Genomic DNA, 19158 nt, shown 5'->3' with positions numbered 1-19158 from the left:
ACTATTATCATTCAGTACCTACTTGTTTTCGCTAATATTTAAAAATAGTAACCATAAATGGATTTACTATTTATTTACTTTCTTTACTATATTGCTATTTTTAATGGCTATCTTATTTTCTATATAATTTTATTCAAGTTATATATTTAGCTAGATATAGGTATTAATTTATTTTTCAACATATATTTGGGGTAAAAGTTTTAGATAATAGTTTGACATTCATCCCTCTCTATTGCTACAATATTGTGTATAATATATGCGATGAAGCAGAGTAGTAAACCTCTCTAGCGAGTGAGGATGGTGTAAGCTCACATTTGGTTGAAGGCGCTGTAGAGCATTGGCAGGAACGCAGGTATCTGTTAGTAAAGGCCAACATAGAAAAAAGAGGGCGCAAGCCAAATAGGGTGGAACCGCGGGTATACTCGTCCCTGTAACGTTTTTCGTTACAGGGACTTTTTTGTTTGTAACGAAATGGTTGATTTTATGTCGGTTGTGTAAAGTGGAGGCAGCAATGACATTTCAAGAGATTATTTTAAATTTACAAAAATTCTGGAGCGATCAAGGTTGTATCGTTCAAAATCCATATGACATAGAAAAAGGTGCAGGTACAATGAATCCTGCTACATTCTTACATGCTATTGGTCCTGAACCATGGGCTGTATGTTATGTAGAGCCTTCTCGTCGTCCAGCAGACGGTCGTTATGGCGATAACCCTAACCGTTTGTTCCAACATCATCAATTCCAAGTTATCGTGAAACCATCTCCAGATAACATCCAAGAATTGTACTTACAATCTTTGGCTGCATTGGGTATTCATGCTGAAGATCACGATATCCGTTTCGTTGAGGATAACTGGGAATCTCCAACATTGGGTGCTTGGGGTCTTGGTTGGGAAGTATGGCTCGACGGTATGGAAGTAACTCAGTTCACATATTTCCAACAAGTTGGTTCCATTGATTGTAAACCAGTTTCCGTAGAAATTACATACGGTTTAGAACGTTTGGCTATGTACATTCAAGGCGTAGAAAACGTATATGACCTTAAATGGAATGAAAATGTTACATACGGTGATGTTTGGCATGCTAACGAAGTTGAACAATCCGTATACAACTTTGAATTAGCTGATACAGATATGCTTTTCAAATTGTTTGATATGTACGAAGCAGAAGCAAAACGCGTTTGTGCAGCTGGTTATGTATTACCAGCTTACGACTATGTATTGAAATGTTCCCACACATTCAACTTACTTGATTCCCGTGGCGCTATTTCCATCAGCGAACGTACTGCTTTCATCGGCCGCGTACGTGCATTGGCTCGTATTTGTGCACAACAATACCTCGCTAAACGCGAAGAGTTAGGTTTCCCACTTTTGAAAGGAGATAAATAAGATGGCAAAAGATTTATTATTTGAAATCGGTGCAGAAGAAATTCCTGCCGGCTTTATGCCAAATATCTTAGGTCAATTGAAACAATTGGCTGAAACAAAATTAAATGATGCCCATCTTTCTTTTGAAAGCATCGCAACATACGGCACACCACGTCGTTTGGCTCTTATCGTGAAAGGTCTTGCTGACACATCTGCTGAAATCAGTGAACGTCATAAAGGTCCTTCTGCGTCTATCGCATATGATGCTGACGGTAATGCCACAAAAGCAGCTATCGGCTTTGCTCGTGGTAAAGGTCTTGATGTAGCTGATCTCGTTGTAGAAGACGGCTATATTTACGCTGAAACCAAAACTGCAGGGGTTCCTGCAAAAGATATCGTCACAGATATGTTACCTCAATTGATTACAGGTCTTAACTTCCCTAAATCCATGCATTGGGGTAATTTAGATGCTAAGTTCGTACGTCCTGTACGTTGGCTTGTAGCTTTACTTGATGAAGAAGTAATTCCTGTAGAATTTGCTACTGTAAAATCTGGTAATGTAACACGTGGTCATCGTTTTTTAGGGGCTGATGAAATCACTATTAAAAATGCAGCATCCTATGTAGATACATTAAAAGAAAACTTTGTTATGGTTGATCAAGACGCACGTCGTGAATTGATCTCCAAACAATTACATGATATGGCAGCTTCTAAAAATGCATCCATCGTTTGGGATGATGATTTGTTAGAAGAAATCAACTATCTTGTTGAATGGCCTACAGCATTGTGTGGTGGCTTTGAAGAGTCTTACTTGACACTTCCAGATGCAGCCATCATCACACCAATGAAAGACCATCAACGTTATTTCCCATTAGTTGATCAAGACGGCAAATTGTTGCCAATGTTCTTAACCGTTCGCAATGGCTCCGATCATTCTATTGAAGTAGTTCAAGCTGGTAATGAACGTGTATTGCGCGCCCGTCTTGATGATGCTAAATTCTTCTTCAACGAAGACCGCAAGAAACCTCTTATCGACCGTCAAGATGGTTTGACTAAAATTGTATTCCAAGAAGGTCTTGGTAATTTAGCGGATAAAACTGAACGTTTACTTAAATTGGGCCGTGTATTTGGTGAAGAATGTGGCTTGCACGAAGATACAGCTGTTGTGTTAGAACGCGCTACAGAGCTCGCTAAAACCGACCTTACAACCGGTATGGTTACAGAATTCACTGAATTACAAGGTGTCATGGGTAAGGAATACGCTTTACTCGATGGTGAATCCCCTGAAGTGGCAGAAGCTATTTTTGAACAATACTTACCACGTTTTGCAGGTGATGTATTGCCTCAAACTGAGGCCGGTAAAGTATTGTCCATCATCGATAAAGTAGATAACATCGTCGCTACTTTCAGCCGTGGTTTAATCCCTACAGGCTCTCAAGATCCATATGCATTGCGTCGTCAAACAATTGGTATCTTGAATATCTTGCTTGGTAGCGAATGGAATATCAGCTTACGTCCAATCTTCAAAGCATCTATGGAATTACTTAATGTACTAGCTGAAAAACAAGACGAATTGCTTGACCAAGTAGAAGAGTTCTTCACACTTCGTTTGAAAAATATCTTCCTTGATCGCGAAGTTCCTCATCATGTAATTGACTTATTGTTATCTAACAACGAATTGTCTGTTGCTGATGCTGAAGGTCTTGTAAATGCATTGTTAGCTAACCGCATCGATGAAAACGTTGAACTTGTTCAAGCTTATACTCGTATGTACAATCTTGTAAAAGATGTGGAATATACTGGTGTTAATAGCGATTTATTGAAAGAAGATGCTGAAAAAGAATTGTTCGAAGCTGCTTCTAAAGCATCTGAAGCAAGTAGTGCTGCTTGGGAAGCTGGCGATTATGATGCAGTCGTGGCAGTTCCAGCTACTTTAGTTCCAGCCATTAACAAATTCTTTGAAGATGTAATGGTTATGGATAAAGATGAAGCTATTAAAGCTAACCGTTTACAACTCGTTCGTTTAGCATACAGTGTAATGGCTATTATTGGCGATATTAGCGCATTAAAATAACATATTCTAGTAAAAGTTAAAATTTTTATAATGATATACAGGAGAAGAGGTACCGTGCGTACCTCTTTTTTGCTTTTACGAAGAATATGCAAATTTTATGCAGGATTTTTAGAGACTATGACGAATACTTTATAATATACAAAGTTGTATGAGGAGATAGATGATTATGAATCATGATGAATTATATAAAGCCTTGTGTAAGGTGCCAAGCGGCAAAGAAAAGTCTCGTGATAGAATTATTATTGAATTATATATGCGTTCCCAAGGAGCATCACAGAAGCAGTTAGTAGATGCTCTAAATATGCGTCCCGCTACTGTGTCGGAGCAGACAGATATTCTCATTGAATTGGGATATGTTACAAAACATATTGATTATATGGATAAACGTATATCTGTAGTTACTTTAACAGATGAGGGGAAACGGTTAGGCAAAACTCTTTTACATACATTTAACGAATTTCTTAATGTAATGTTCTCTGATTTATCGGATGAAGAACAGGAGAATTTATACCGCTTATTAGGTAAGTTAAAACGACCAATTATACGTAAATAATACGTAATTATTTGGATTATTAAAATAATATAGAAAATACTTGCTAACAGTACGTGATTTATGATACTATATTGCTGTTAATTTGAGACAGTCCGCTGCCTATAAGGTGTAGGTATTGAATGTCTGCAAACAGGAGGAAACAATGAACATTATTAACGTACTTGAACAAGAACAACTTCGTACAGACATCCCTACTTTCCGCGCTGGTGACACAGTTCGCGTACACGTAAAAGTAGTGGAAGGTACTCGTGAACGTATCCAAGTGTTCGAAGGTTTGGTAATTAAACGTCAAAACGGTGGCGTACGTGAAACTTTTACAGTTCGTCGTATTGCATCCGGTGTAGGTGTAGAACGTACATTCCCACTTCACAGCCCACGTTTAGCTAAAATCGAAGTTATGCGCCGTGGTGTTGTTCGTCGTGCTAAATTGTACTACTTACGTAACCTTACTGGTAAAGCTGCTCGTATTCGCGAAAAACGCTAATGTTCATAAAAGGCTGCCGTTGGCAGCCTTTTATTTTTGCTAAAATTAGATATAAATAGTTCTATTTTATTATTCTATGAATTAAAGAATTATAATAGAGGAATATAGAGCTGTAAAAAGATAAATATAAAATATACTAAGTATCTCTATGAGATGTATATAAAGTATGTAGAAAGGATATAAAATGGCAGATTCACCTATCGTACATTGGTTCCCTGGGCATATGGCGAAAGCTACTCGTATGATTACAGAGTACATCAAGAAGGTAGATGTTGTTATCGAGTTATTAGATGCGCGTATTCCTCGCTCTAGTGCGAATCCTGTAATCCTTGAACTCGTTGGTCAAAAACCACATATTGTACTGTTAAATAAAGTTGACTTAGCTGATCCTAAAGCCACAAAGGAATGGACTGAATTTTTTACTAAACAAGGCATTACAGTATTGGCTATCGATTCTAAATCTGGCAAAGGCAATAAAAAATTACTATCTACCGTAGAACGTCTAAGTAAACCTATCATTGATCGTTGGGTAGCGAAAGGTATTCGCAGTCGTTCTGTTAGGACTATCATCTTAGGCATTCCTAATGTTGGTAAATCTACATTGATTAACTCTTTGGCTGGTTCTGCTGCAACGCGTACAGCTAATAAGGCAGGTCATACACGTGGTCAACAGTGGGTTAAAATCGGTAAAAATCTTGAATTGCTTGATACACCAGGTGTATTATGGCCAAAATTAGAGGACCAACGTGCAGCGGCTCGCCTCGCTATGACAGGTGCCATTTCCGATGATGTTTATGATTTAGAGCATGTTATAAAACAACTATTAAATTACTTATTGACGAACACGCCAAATATTTTGGTAGAGCGTTATAAATTAAAAGAAGAAGAGATGACCGATGTTGATACGATTCTTGAAAGCATTGGACGTCGTCGAGGTTGTCTTGTAAGCGGTGGCATTGTAGATTTTGACAAGGCTCGCCGTATTATCTTGCAAGACTATCGCAATACTAAGTTAGGTACAATTACTCTCGATCAAGTTGATGAAGAACCGTACTACCCTGCAGATGGTGAGGAGAGTCATAATGGATAAGGATGTATTTTCTAAGTTAAAAGTAGCAGATATTAAAGCTCTCTTTGAAACTGAACAAGCCTTAGAGATTTTGTCTTTTGCTCAAGAGGATACTCGTAGTTCTGTACAGAAATTGGCTGCTTCTTATATTAAGCGTCAAGAAAAAGAGTTAAAAGAACAGCAACGCCTCATGGGTATGTATGACTATGAAGGCATGTTCTATGATCAAGGTATTTATCATGTGGCTGGTGTCGATGAAGTGGGGCGTGGTCCTATTGCGGGGCCTGTTACGGTAGCTGCTGTTATCTTGCCACCTATGACATTAATTCCAGGCCTTAATGACTCTAAAAAACTAACAGAGGAAAAACGAGAAACACTCTATGATATCATCATGGACGAAGCCGTTGCTGTTAGCTGTATTTCTTACGGTCCAGAAAAGATTGATGAGCTAAATATCTATGAAGCAACGCGACAAGCGATGTATGAGGCTATTCGTACGCTTAGCGTACCAGCTGAAGCAGTAGTAGCCGATGCTATGAAATTGCCTGATTTGAGGATTCCCGTTGAATCCATCATTAAAGGTGATAGCAAAAGCGCTAATATTGCTGCTGCATCCATCATTGCAAAGGTTACGCGAGATCGATATATGAAGAGCCTTGATGATGAGTTCCCTGGCTATGGCTTTGGTATTCATAAAGGTTACTATACGGAATTACATAAAGAAGCTATCGAGCAACAAGGGGTAACACCGCTTCATCGTAAGAGCTTTGAGCCTATTAAATCTATTGTGCGTTGGGTTAAACCTGACTAAATTTTAGTTATTTATATATGGATAATAAATTTATTTTATGATTAGACTATTAAGTTAAGTCTTATAGTTGTATTAGTTGTATTAGTTGTATTAGTTATATTAGTTTTATTCGTATTATCATTATAAATTGCATATAGTTTATAACCGTAAAGAGGTTCTTATTGGTCACCTATGTGACTATTAGGAACCTCTTTTGTATTTACTTTTGTTACCTCCATAATTTACGCTACAAGTAAGTATTACCTGTTGAAAGATTAATATAGTATAGATATTAAATTCTATGAGTTGTTGTTGCAGATACACTTTATTAGGAGGTATATATGAAAACGATTAGTACTGGTAAAGCTTTTAATGAACTCGATTCAAAAGAACTGGGCAAATGGGGAGAACGAGTAGCTACCAATTATATTGAAAAAATGGGACTTACGGTAGTAGATACAAATTATCGAACCCGTTTAGGCGAAATAGACATCATTGCTAAACGTGATTTAGTCTATCATTTTATTGAAATCAAGGCACGTCGGGGTATGCAACATGGTTTGGCACGTGAGGCAGTCACCAAGAAAAAACAAAAGCATATTAAACGAGCTGCCATGTTGTTTCTATATGATTTAAATCAAAAAAAGCGCCGTTGGAAGGAAATATCCTTTGATGTAATAGAGGTGTATTTGCACGAAGACTTTCAAAGTTCTATTCATTATTTACCACAGTGCTTTTAGTGAGGTCAGTTTATGTACGCAAAATTAAATGGAGCCACCTTACACGGCATTGATGGATGTATCATTACTGTAGAGGTTGATATATCACAAGGTTTGCCGGTCTTTGATATCGTTGGACTACCTAATCAATCTGTTAAAGAGGCTCGTGAACGAGTGCGAGCGGCCATTAAAAATAGTGGATACGAATTTCCAATGAGACGCATCGTAGTCAATTTAGCCCCGGCTACAATTCGTAAAAGTAGCGCTGGGCTCGATTTAGCAATCGCTTTAGGGGTTCTGCTTGCATCAGGACAGATAAATGGGCGTAAAGCTAAAATTTCGGCTTTATTTGATAAGAGTTTGTTTATGGGAGAGTTAGCGTTAGATGGTTCGTTATTACCGACCTTTGGGACTCTAGCTATGTCGCTAGCAGGATTAGATGCTAATTATTCAAAAATTTATACAAGTATTGAAAATAGTAAAGTGCTACAGTCTATTCCTAATTTAACTATATATGGTGGATCATCACTACAAGAAATTATTACTATTTTAGAGGAACAAATTAAGCCAAAGGTAGTTGATAAAAATAAACAAATAAGTATCAAAAAAGGAAAAGTAGATAAACACAATGCCAATAAATCAATTCTAGGGCCTTTAGAGTCTATGCCATTAACCGGAAGCAATGAAAATCTAGATACAATCAGTAAACCACAAGTAACTATGATTAGTAATAATTGTGTTGATACGTCTGTTACGGATGAAAGTATAACTATAAAGACTAATCAACCATATACAGTTGATTTTGGCGATGTACAAGGTCAAGAGTTAGGCAAACGAGCCATGCTCATCAGTGCTGCAGGTCATCATCATTGTATTATGATAGGGCCTCCAGGTGGGGGTAAAACGATGATGGCCGAACGATTGCCGACCATATTGCCTCCTATGACTTGGAATGAAATTGTTGAAGTGAGTCGTATACAAGATGTAATAGGTTTACTAGGTGATAATGGGCTAGTGAAATCTAGACCTTTTAGACATCCTCATCATACGGCAACTTTGGCTAGTATGGTCGGTGGAGGGATACAGGGACGTCCTGGAGAGGTAACATTAGCTCATGGAGGCGTATTATTTATGGATGAAGCGCCTGAGTTTCAACGCCAAGTAATCGATGCATTACGACAGCCTTTAGAGTCTAGAACGATTACTATAAATCGGTCTCAAGGAAATTATATATATCCAGCTAATTTTATTTGTATTCTTGCGGCCAATCCTTGTCCTTGTGGGTATTACCATGATCCTTATAAGGAATGTGTCTGTACAGAAACGATGGTTAAAAACTATCAGCAACGGTTATCAGGGCCGATTATGGATCGTATTGATTTGCATATTCCCGTTGAGAGACCGACCCTTGAACAGCTGTTAGATACATCATCTTCAAATATGACGAGTGAAAGTATGAGACAACAAGTTATCATGGCCACTGCTATGCAACAGAAACGATATGAAGGTTTTGACTTTAATTCGAATGGAGCAGTTCCCCATAAGGCAATTAGTGAACTATGCAATATTACAGATAAGGCTTGGAGTGTTTTAGGCAATATATTTGACCATTTTCATTTAAGTGGGCGAGCTTTTGATCGCATATTAAAGGTGGCTCGTACAATTGCTGATTTAGAAGAAAATCCAAAAGTAGAACCACATCATATTTCTGAAGCAATGTTATTTAGAACTGGCAAATAAAGTAATTATCTCATAAATTTAGTAGTTGTTTATTTGCCAAAAGTAGTTGTTTGATTCTATATAAAATTAATGATTATATACTTAGAAAGAATTACTAGGTGTTTATATGATTAGATACGATGACAATATTTATATTGCAGGATTACAAAGCTTATACAATGTTGGAGCCACATATGTAAGGCGTTTTATAGAGGATTTTGGATCCCCTTATGATGCGTGGCAAGCTATTAAGAATGTAGAAAACTTAAAATCTTATACATATATTTCTGCATCTGATAAACGTGCCATTTCAGCATCGGCTAAAGATGAAAAATTAGAGTATATTATCCATAAAGTAGACGAATACCAGATGGATTTTACTACCTTTTTAGACAAAGACTTTCCGTCTATTTTAAATCATATATATAATCCGCCAGCCATTTTATTTATGAGAGGTAATCGGGCACTCTTAGATGGACGCTTAAATCGTATTGCTATTGTTGGAGCAAGGAGTTGCTCCTTATATGGTCGGAATGTGGCGAGAATGCTCGGCAAGGAATTAGGTAAATATAGTACCATTATTGTTAGTGGTGGGGCGCGTGGTATAGACTCACATGGTCATGAAGGCCTTCTGGCTAGTCAGGGGTATGGAATCATTGTTATGGGATGTGGTTTAGATATTACCTATCCTCGAGAAAATGCAAAATTATTTGATCGTATATTACAAAATAATGGGTTACTTCTCTCCGAATACCCGCCAGGTACACCGCCGTCCGCAAAACATTTCCCAGCACGGAATCGTATCATTAGTGGATTATGCAGAGGTGTTATCGTAGTGGAGGCCAAGTCTAGTAGTGGTTCTTTGATTACGGCAGATATGGCGGTTAGTGAAGGTCGAGATGTATTTGTGGTACCATGTAATCTATTAGACCATACAGCAGATGGAAATAAATTCTTAATGAAAAATGGTGCATATGTACTTACTGGTTATGAGGATATAGTTGAACAATACCATTTAACAATGCGGGAATATTTTTCTAGTGAACATAAACTTTTACCAACAAATAATAAAGGTAATAAAGGCGTAAAAGCTAGCGTTCAAATAGGGAATCATAGTCAAAGTGTTGATAGAAAAGGGTGCTCTATGTTAAGCTTTAATGTGGATAGGAGTGTAATATTGAATGAAATACCTCATGATCGATGTATTACGGTTAGTGATATTTTGAAAGCGACTCGTATTCCATTACAACAACTACAGCCCTTATTACTAACATTAGAAATGGAAGGGGCTATAGAGAATCATCCGCCGAGAGGCTATATTAATATGACTAGGAGTGATATACTTGTCCATTAAACGATCTATCGTTATTGGCGAGCCGAAAGCAGCTAGTACTAGTAAAGATACAGAAAAGAAAAATACTAAGAAAGAGAGTACTACTATAAAGCGTAAGGTTACTAAAGAAGCCCTTACTCCAATGGGGATTGTACGGGATAAATCTGTACTACAAACTTCTGTGCCACCGGAGCAACGGGAACCTCGCGTATATAATCCGAACGGCAAAGTCTTGGTTATTGTAGAATCTCCTGCTAAATCTAAAACAATTGAAAAATTCTTAGGTCCTAACTATGTGGTAAAAGCAAGTATGGGCCATCTACGAGACTTGCCTAAATCTCAAATGGGCATCGATATAGAGCATGGCTTTACACCGCGCTACAGCAATCTTGTAACTCGTAAAAAGGTTATAGATGAACTCGTTTCCTATGCTGATGAAAGCAGTGCCGTATTGCTTGCAACTGACCCTGACCGCGAAGGGGAAGCCATTTCTTGGCACTTAGCGTACATTCTCAATGTAGATCCTAAGTCTACATGTCGTATTACGTTTAATGAAATCACTAAAAATGCCGTAGCAGAGGCTTTGGAGGCTCCACGTACCATCGATATGAATATGGTAGATGCTCAACAAGCGCGCCGTGTATTAGATCGTATCGTAGGCTATAAATTGAGTCCATTACTTTGGAAAAAAGTATGTAAGGGTCTCAGCGCTGGTCGTGTACAATCTGTAGCAGTTCGACTCATCTGTGAACGAGAGCGCGAAATCCAAGCCTTCGAACCACAAGAATATTGGACCATTAAAGGTAATTTTGAAACACCTAAAAAAGAATCTTTCACAGCGGAGTTGACACATATTAAAGGCGAGAAAATCGATATTACTACTGAAAGCGATGCACAAGCGGTGGTTGATGCTATTGGCGGTGAAGATGCAGTAGTGACAAATATTGAAAAGCGCAAACGTTCTCGTAAAGCGGCACCTCCGTTTACAACATCTACGTTGCAACAAGATGGTGTGCGTAAATTGAACTTTGGTGCTAAGCGTACGATGATGATTGCCCAACATTTATATGAAGGTTTAGAAATTGGCTCCTATGGCCACGTAGGTTTGATTACGTACATGCGTACAGACTCTACGCGTATTTCTAAAGAGATGCAAGTTATGGCTAAGGACTTTATTCTTCGTAACTATGGGGAGGAATATTATCCATCTAAACCAAATGTGTACGGTTCTAAAGGTTCTGCACAAGATGCGCATGAGGCGATTCGTCCTACATCTCTCGAGTTAACACCTAAAATGGTGGAACCATTCTTGAGTCGCGATGAACTTAAGCTATATACGTTGATTTGGAATCGTTTTATGGCGAGCCAAATGGCGCCTCAACAAAATGAATCCACAACGATTGAGTTGAATGTTAAAGATGACTATACCTTTAAAGCAACTGGCTCTCGTGTTATCTTCCCAGGTTTCAGTGCCGTTTATGAAGATGTGAAAAAAGAGGATGCACCTCAATTGCCAGCTCTGAAAAAGAATGATGCTGCCCATACGGTAGAGGTATTGCCTGAACAACATTTTACACAACCACCTCCACGTTACTCCGAGGCGAGTCTTATCAAGACATTAGAAGAACTTGGCATTGGTCGCCCTAGTACATACGCACCAATTCTAGATACTATCGTAAGCCGTAACTATGTGGAAAATACGAATAAACAATTCGTGCCTACAGAGTTAGGCTTTGTGGTGGTAGACTTCTTGATTACATATTTTGAAAAAATCATCAATACTGGCTTTACCCGTGATTTAGAAGAAGAACTTGATGCTATCGCATCTGGTAAGGATACGTATGTAAAAGTATTATCTGATTTCTACGAGGTCTTTGCGCAAGAACTAGAAGATGCAAGTGATGTAGACCGCATTGAAATTGCATCTATGGAAAGCGATGAGATATGTGAACTTTGTCATAGTCCAATGGTATATAAATTTGGTCGATACGGTAAGTTCTTAGCATGCTCTAATTTTCCAGAATGTAAAAACACAAAACCTATTACAGTGGGAACTGGGGTAACGTGTCCTAAATGTAAAGAAGGGGAAATCGTAGAACGTAAGTCTCGTCGTGGACGCATTTTCTATGGCTGTAATCGATACCCACAATGTGACTTTACACTATGGGATAAGCCAACCCATGATTTCTGTGAAACATGTGGTTCTATAATGGTTGAAAAGACATATAAAAATGGTACAGTTAAAAAGTTCTGTTCCAATGAAACTTGTCCGACTCGACCACCAAAGAAAACAAGAAAGAAAAAGAGCGAAGCTAGTGAAGAACCTGTAAAAGAATCTAAAAAGTCTAGTAAAGCTAAAAAAGAGGAAACTACAATTGAATAATAAAAATGTTATTGTTATTGGTGCAGGCCTTGCAGGCTCCGAAGCGGCTTGGCAACTCGCTAACCGAGGTATTCATGTAGACTTATATGAAATGCGCCCTGTGAAGAGTTCTCCGGCGCACCAAACAGATCAATTTGCAGAGCTCGTATGTAGTAACTCGTTGCGTGCTGGTAATATTGAAAATGCGGTAGGCCTTTTGAAAGAAGAAATGCGTCGTTTAGGTTCTATCATTATGGAATGTGCCGATGCAACTGCTGTACCTGCCGGTGGTGCATTAGCCGTTGATCGTCATTTATTTAGTGAAATGGTGACTAAGAAGGTAAAGAGCCATCCTAATATTACAGTTCATCACGAAGAGGTAACTGAGATTCCTACAGAGAGAACTGTTATCTTTGCTTCTGGTCCACTTACGTCTGAAGCATTAGGAGATAAGATTAAAGCCTTAACTGGTGAAACAGGCTTTTACTTCTACGATGCTGCTGCACCTATCGTAACGGCTGAATCTTTAAACTACGATAAAGTTTTTGCTGCTTCTCGTTATGACAAAGGCGATGCGGATTATCTTAACTGTCCTATGACAGAAGAGGAATATAAAGCGTTCTGGCATGAGCTTACAACAGCTGAAGCTGTACAGCCAAAGGATTTTGAAAAAGAAATCTACTTTGAAGGCTGTATGCCCGTAGAAATCATGGCAAGCCGTGGTGAAGATACATTACGTTATGGACCATTAAAGCCTGTAGGCTTAGTGGATAAACGTACCAATGAGGAATCTTACGCAGTGGTACAATTGCGTAAGGAAAATAAGGAAGGCACCATGTTTAACTTGGTAGGCTTCCAAACTCATTTAAAATGGGGTGAACAAAAGCGTGTATTCGGTATGATTCCAGGACTCGAAAATGCAGAATTTGTTCGTTATGGTGTTATGCATCGCAATACATATATCAATTCTCCTGAACTATTAAATCACGCATTTCAACTAAAAAAAGAACCACGTCTATTCTTTGCTGGTCAAATGACAGGTGTAGAAGGCTACTTGGAGTCTGCTGCTAGCGGTCTCATGGTAGGTCTTCAAGTAGCTCGCTATTTAGAGGAAAAACCGTTTATTGAATTCCCTAAGACGACGGCTATTGGCTCTCTTAGTCACTATATTTCTAACTACGAAGGCTCTAACTTCCAACCAATGAATGTCAACTTTGGCATTATGGAGTCGTGGCCTCAAAAAGTACGTAAGAAAAAAGAAAAAAATGCACTGATTGCAAATCGTGCATTAGAAGAAATTGATGTTCTAAAAGCTAAAGAAAGTTTATAAGAAATAGCCTTATAGAGAATAGGCTTTTAAGAAATAGTTTTATTTCAAAAAATAGTAAAAGTCCTACATTCAATGGTAAAACCAATGAATGCAGGACTTTTCTTTTTATATGTAATTTATTTACGTTTTTTAGTTTTTACTGTTGGTTCTATAGCAACAAGTACCTTTTGATTTTTCTTTTCTAGATAGCCTAGATAGATGAATACACAGATACCGACAATGATAGCTATTAAACTCGTCATTTGAGCAGATTTTAGACCTAGCGTTAAGTTTACGTAATCGCCACGTAAGAACTCTAAGAAAAAGCGAGCCGTAGAATAGAGAATAGCATATAGTACGAATACCTGACCCTTAGCATGCTTAAAAGATCCAAATAATAGAAGGACTACAAAGATAAGAATATCGATTTGACCTTCCCATACTTCGGCAGGCCATAGTGGTTGATTACCGTAGGTGCGGTAGGCAAGGGTACTTTCAGGATAGATAATACCATAATTACCGCCCGTAGGATGACCAAAAGCATCACCGTTTAAAAGGTTTGCCATACGACCTACGGATTGCGCCAAAATCAATGCAGGGGCAAATAAATCGGCAAAAGCCCAAAAGTCAATCTTGTTTTTACGAAGATACCAATAGCCCGCAATTGTGCCTAGTACTACGCCACCTTGAATGGCCATGCCTCCTTGCCAAACAAAGGGAATTTCCAATAAATGATTACCGTAATAATCCCAATCAAAGAAAAAGACATCCCATAGGCGAGCACCGATGAGACCAGCTACGGCAACAGTAATGGAAAAGTCGATGATGTGTTCATGCCAACCGCGGCCATCCTTTTTCAATAGTACATAGGCAACAGAGGCACCACAGATGATAGCCAAAGCTAACATGGTACCATAGGCTCTAATAGGGAAGTCCCCTATGAAAAATAAATATTGATGCATACAAAACTCCTTATGTGATAATTTTTATTAGTACATAGATTAAATTATAAATTACATATATCCTTCGTGCAAGAAAAGAGATGAACTATATATAATATGGTATAATATAGAAATTGGTATTGTATCCCAGTATGGGACCTAGAATTAGGAGAGTACATGATTCGTAAATCTACTATTATAAAATCGTTAACAGCTTTAGTAATGTCTGCTTTATCAAGTACATTCGTACATGCAGAGGTATTGGTTCCATTAGATCAATTTTTAGCCACTACTACACGTCATTACGAAGCAAATCAATATAAAACAGCATATACCGTGTTTGTTCCACAAAGTGAATTACAAGGTGATAAAGTTGTTTTAAATCCTGCAGCTGTAGGTGAACCTGTTAAATTGCCCATTACTAAAAAAGATGGTCTATCCTATGTAGATATTGAGTCTGATCCAGCTATGCTAGGTGTTAGTTATACAAAAAATAATGGTCAACTTATTTTAGGCCCTGCACCAGAAGCATCTACGGTGAAAGCGCCTTATACATTGAAAACACCATTGGCTTGGGCTTTTGATCCATGGACAGCGGAGGGCGCTCCATATCAGGCAAAACTCAATACGAGTGGTGACAATATCATTTCTCCAAGTTGGTTTAAATTGCATAGCTTAGGTTTAGAAGCAAGTCCAAATATTAATATTGATTATGTGAAAGCGTATAAGAATAAAGGCTATCACATTTGGCCGTTGATTACTAATCGGTTTGACTCTAATTTTACAAGTGGTATTTTGGCGGACCAATCGGTATGGAAGAAATATGCTCATAATCTTGTTCAATATGCTTATATATATGGGTTTGATGGTTATAACTTTGACTTTGAAAACATCGATTATGCTGACCGCGATCGTTTAACAACATTTGTATCATATTTGTCTAATCATTTACATCAATATAATATTAAAACTTCTATCGATGTGACCGGGTATTCTGATAGTCCAGAATGGTCATTAGTGTATAACCGCAAAGCTTTGGCAGATACTGTCGACTATGTAGTTCTTATGGCATATGACGAAACTTGGGCTAAGAGTACTACTGCAGGTCCTGTTGCAAGTTATCCTTGGGTTCGTAGCCATACAGAAAGAATGCTCTCTGAAGTTCCTTCTCAAAAGCTAATATTAGGGGTACCATTCTATATGCGCTTATGGCATGACACGAATGGCTATGCTAAAAGCGAAACATTGGCTATGAAGAATACAGGGAATTACTTTGCTAATTACAGAGATAAAATGACTTGGGACAATCGATTAAAGTTATACTATTTATCTATTCCGACAGCTGCTGGTTCAGATCGTATTTGGTTTGAAGATAATACATCGTTAGGCTTAAAACTTGATCTGGTAAAAGAATTACACCTTGGTGGGTTTGCTGCATGGCGTAAAGGGTTTGAAGATATTTCTACGATTACTATGATTCAAGAAAAAGACTTAGGACGTGGTATTCCTAAATCTCCTACAGCAGTTGTTCCTGAACCTGTAGTTGAAGAAGCTAAACCATTAACTAAGCTTGAACAATACAAATTACGCTTAGAAGAAAAAGAAAAAGAAAAAGCAGCTAAAGCGGAAGCAAAACGGAAAGCTAAAGAAGAGAAAGAGGCTGCTAAACGCAAAGCAAAAGAAGAAGCTGAAAAAGTAAAAGCTGAGAAAAAACGCTTAGAAGAAGAGGCTAAAGCTAAAAAAGAGCATAATAAACAAACAGTTAAAGAGCAAAATGATTTATATACTAGTTATAGTTCGAATCAAAACACAAGTTCTAAAAATGATTTAACAAAAACTATTCAAGTCGTAAAACGCTAGTGTTTGACTGCTTTTACAGTACGTAGTAAAATAAAAACATTAATTATAAAATGGCAACTTATGAGGTTGACCATATGAGGAGGCCCCTACATGAACGAAAAATATGTAGCCCAAGATATTGAAAAAAAGTGGCAACAGTATTGGGAAGATAACCATACGTTTAAAACAGAATATGATGAATCAAAAGAAAAATATTATGTATTAGAAATGTTCCCGTACCCATCTGGTAATTTACACATGGGGCATGTGCGTAACTATTCCATTGGTGACGTAGTAGCTCGCTTCAAGAAAATGAAGGGCTTCAACGTGTTGCATCCAATGGGCTGGGACTCCTTTGGTATGCCTGCAGAAAACGCGGCGATTAAACATGGCATAGCACCTAAAACATGGACTCTTGATAACATCGAGAACATGAAATTGCAACAAAAAGCACTTGGTTTGTCTTATGATTGGGACCGCGAAGTAGCAACATGTAAAGAAGATTACTATAAATGGACTCAATGGTTTTTTGAACAGTTTTATAAAAAAGGCTTAGCCTATAAAAAGGAAGCAAAAGTAAACTGGTGTGAAACTTGTCATACTGTATTGGCAAATGAACAAGTTATCGATGGTGCTTGTTGGCGCTGTGATAACCCTGTTGAGAAAAAAGATTTGTCACAATGGTTTTTACGTATCACTGAATATGCGGATCGTTTGTTAGCTGATTTAGATACTCTAGATCATTGGCCACAACGCGTTAAGTTGATGCAAAAGAACTGGATTGGTCGTTCTGAAGGTACAGAATTTTCCTTTGAAGTGCCATCCATCAATGAACGCGTATCTGTGTATACTACACGTGTTGATACTATTTACGGCGTAAGCTATGTAGTATTGGCTCCTGAACATCCATATGTGGAACGCCTCATTGAAAATGCTCCTAATAAAACTGAATTAGAAGCTTTCATTACGCGTATGCGCAATATGAGCGATATCGACCGTACATCTACAGAGGCACCTAAAGAAGGTATGTTTACTGGGTCTTATGCAGTAAACCCAATGTCTGGCGAACAAGTTCCTGTGTGGATTGCAAACTATGTATTGGTAGACTATGGTACTGGTGCTGTAATGGGCTCCCCTGCACATGATGAACGCGACTGGGAATTTGCTCATAAATATGATTTGCCTATTAAACAAGTCGTAACTCGTGAAGGTGAAGAATACAGCCTTGAAAAATGGCAAGAATGGTATCATGAAGATGGTATTCTTGTTAACTCTGGTGAATATAATGGCCAAACATCTGAAGAGGCTCGTAAAAATATCACGGCAGCTCTTAATGAACGCGGCATTGGTGAAGGTAAGGTAAACTTCCGTCTTCGTGACTGGTTGATTTCTCGTCAACGTTACTGGGGCGTGCCAATTCCTGTAGTATACTGTGAAACTTGTGGTGAACAACTCGTTCCTGAAGAAGAGTTGCCAGTACGCTTGCCAGAGGATGTTAAATTTGAATCTGGTGCTGTATCTCCATTGGCTACATCTGAAAGCTTCTTAAATACTACATGTCCTAAATGTGGTGGCCCTGCACGTCGTGAAACAGACACGATGGACACATTTATCGATTCCTCTTGGTACTTCTTGCGCTATACAGACGCTAAAAACGACCAAGCTCCATTCGATAAAAAAATTGCTAATTACTGGATGAATGTTGACCAATATATCGGCGGTATTGAACATGCTATCTTGCATTTATTGTACTCTCGATTCTTTGTGAAAGTTATTCACGATTTAGGCCTTATCGATGCAAATGAACCATTCCGTGGCTTGTTGACACAAGGTATGGTTCTTAAAGAAGGCAGTAAAATGTCTAAATCTAAAGGTAATGTAGTTTCTCCTGAAGAAATTATCAATACTTATGGTGCAGATACTGCTCGCTTGTTTATTCTATTCGCAGCGCCTGTAGATCGTGACCTTGATTGGTCTGACCAAGGTGTTGAAGGTTCCTATCGTTTCTTAGGCCGTGTATGGCGTATTGTTGATGCGTACAACGAAGAGGCTAAGAAAAATGTAACTGGTGATCTTACAAAAGACGAATTCGGATTGCGTCGTGAATTACACCGTGTTATCAAAAAGGTTACGGAAGACTTAGATAATAATTTCAACTTTAATACAGCGATTTCTGCCATCATGGAACTTGTAAACGCTATGTATGCTCATAAGGATAAAGCAGAAACAATCAATAGTGCATTAGCTAATGAATTGACACATTCCTTATTGCTTCTTTTAGCGCCATTTGTGCCTCATATTACAGAAGAATTGTGGCATGAATTGGGTGAAACTACATCCATTCACACAGAAAAATGGCCTGTATATGAAGAATCTGCTCTCGTTGTAGACGAAGTAGAAGTAGTCTTGCAAGTAAATGGTAAAGTTCGTGATAAACTTACTGTTTCCGTAAATATTACAAAAGAAGAATTAGAAACATTGGCCAAAGAATCTAGCCGTGTTCAAGAATTTATAGAAGGTAAGAATATCGTAAAAGTTATTTACGTACCTGGTAAACTTGTAAATATCGTTGTTAAATAAGGATATTCTATTTGTTTAAT

General features: G+C 38.1%; 14 protein-coding genes. 13 read left to right on the top strand and 1 reads right to left on the bottom strand.

Annotation, left to right across the window (positions count from 1 at the left end; all coding sequences use genetic code 11):
• The first annotated feature begins 511 nt into the window (after positions 1–511).
• From glyQ to trmFO, 11 genes are all read left to right on the top strand, one after another.
• On the top strand, positions 512–1387 hold the full coding sequence (gene glyQ / locus B1A77_RS08060) for a glycine--tRNA ligase subunit alpha (RefSeq protein ID WP_021148183.1): 876 nt from the start codon (positions 512–514) through the stop codon (positions 1385–1387).
• Position 1388: 1 nt separating this feature from the next.
• Positions 1389–3440, top strand: coding sequence for a glycine--tRNA ligase subunit beta (gene glyS / locus B1A77_RS08055; protein ID WP_077708450.1), 2052 nt, complete (start codon positions 1389–1391; stop codon positions 3438–3440).
• Positions 3441–3606: 166 nt separating this feature from the next.
• Positions 3607–3993, top strand: coding sequence for a MarR family winged helix-turn-helix transcriptional regulator (locus B1A77_RS08050; RefSeq protein WP_077708654.1), 387 nt, complete (start codon positions 3607–3609; stop codon positions 3991–3993).
• A gap of 142 nt (positions 3994–4135) precedes the next feature.
• Positions 4136–4477, top strand: coding sequence for a 50S ribosomal protein L19 (gene rplS / locus B1A77_RS08045; RefSeq protein ID WP_004695921.1), 342 nt, complete (start codon positions 4136–4138; stop codon positions 4475–4477).
• A gap of 184 nt (positions 4478–4661) precedes the next feature.
• A complete protein-coding gene (ylqF, locus tag B1A77_RS08040) occupies positions 4662–5567 on the top strand; it encodes a ribosome biogenesis GTPase YlqF (RefSeq protein WP_060919830.1) in 906 nt (301 codons plus the stop codon).
• Entirely contained in the window at positions 5560–6357 is a 798-nt protein-coding gene (locus B1A77_RS08035) for a ribonuclease HII (RefSeq protein ID WP_077708449.1), read from the top strand. Before ylqF ends, B1A77_RS08035 begins: the two co-directional genes overlap by 8 nt.
• Positions 6358–6677: 320 nt before the next feature.
• Positions 6678–7076, top strand: a complete 399-nt coding sequence (locus B1A77_RS08030; RefSeq protein ID WP_004696986.1) for a YraN family protein — start codon at positions 6678–6680, stop codon at positions 7074–7076.
• Positions 7077–7088: 12 nt separating this feature from the next.
• On the top strand, positions 7089–8795 hold the full coding sequence (locus B1A77_RS08025; RefSeq protein WP_077708448.1) for a YifB family Mg chelatase-like AAA ATPase: 1707 nt from the start codon (positions 7089–7091) through the stop codon (positions 8793–8795).
• A gap of 106 nt (positions 8796–8901) precedes the next feature.
• Complete coding sequence (gene dprA, locus B1A77_RS08020; RefSeq protein ID WP_077708447.1) at positions 8902–10128, top strand: DNA-processing protein DprA; 1227 nt, start codon at positions 8902–8904, stop codon at positions 10126–10128.
• Complete coding sequence (topA, locus tag B1A77_RS08015) at positions 10118–12490, top strand: type I DNA topoisomerase (protein ID WP_024061638.1); 2373 nt, start codon at positions 10118–10120, stop codon at positions 12488–12490. The genes dprA and topA overlap by 11 nt, the downstream gene beginning before the upstream one ends.
• A complete protein-coding gene (gene trmFO, locus B1A77_RS08010) occupies positions 12483–13799 on the top strand; it encodes a methylenetetrahydrofolate--tRNA-(uracil(54)-C(5))-methyltransferase (FADH(2)-oxidizing) TrmFO (protein WP_077708446.1) in 1317 nt (438 codons plus the stop codon). The genes topA and trmFO overlap by 8 nt, the downstream gene beginning before the upstream one ends.
• A 116-nt stretch (positions 13800–13915) precedes the next feature.
• Here the strand turns inward: trmFO and lgt are convergent, their stop codons facing one another.
• Positions 13916–14740 (bottom strand): prolipoprotein diacylglyceryl transferase, encoded by an 825-nt coding sequence (gene lgt / locus B1A77_RS08005; protein ID WP_077708445.1) that lies wholly within the window; start codon positions 14738–14740, stop codon positions 13916–13918.
• A gap of 156 nt (positions 14741–14896) precedes the next feature.
• Here lgt and B1A77_RS08000 point away from each other — a divergent pair, with 156 nt between their 5' ends.
• Complete coding sequence (locus tag B1A77_RS08000) at positions 14897–16579, top strand: glycosyl hydrolase family 18 protein (protein ID WP_077708444.1); 1683 nt, start codon at positions 14897–14899, stop codon at positions 16577–16579.
• Positions 16580–16669: 90 nt separating this feature from the next.
• On the top strand, positions 16670–19138 hold the full coding sequence (leuS, locus tag B1A77_RS07995; protein ID WP_077708443.1) for a leucine--tRNA ligase: 2469 nt from the start codon (positions 16670–16672) through the stop codon (positions 19136–19138).
• Positions 19139–19158 lie beyond the last annotated feature (20 nt).

The organism is Veillonella parvula (genome assembly GCF_002005185.1).
In the GTDB taxonomy this organism is placed as follows: Bacteria; Bacillota; Negativicutes; order Veillonellales; family Veillonellaceae; genus Veillonella; species Veillonella parvula_M.
The sequence above is the reverse complement of the archived record's forward strand: the minus strand, read 5'-3'. Positions and strand labels throughout refer to the sequence as shown.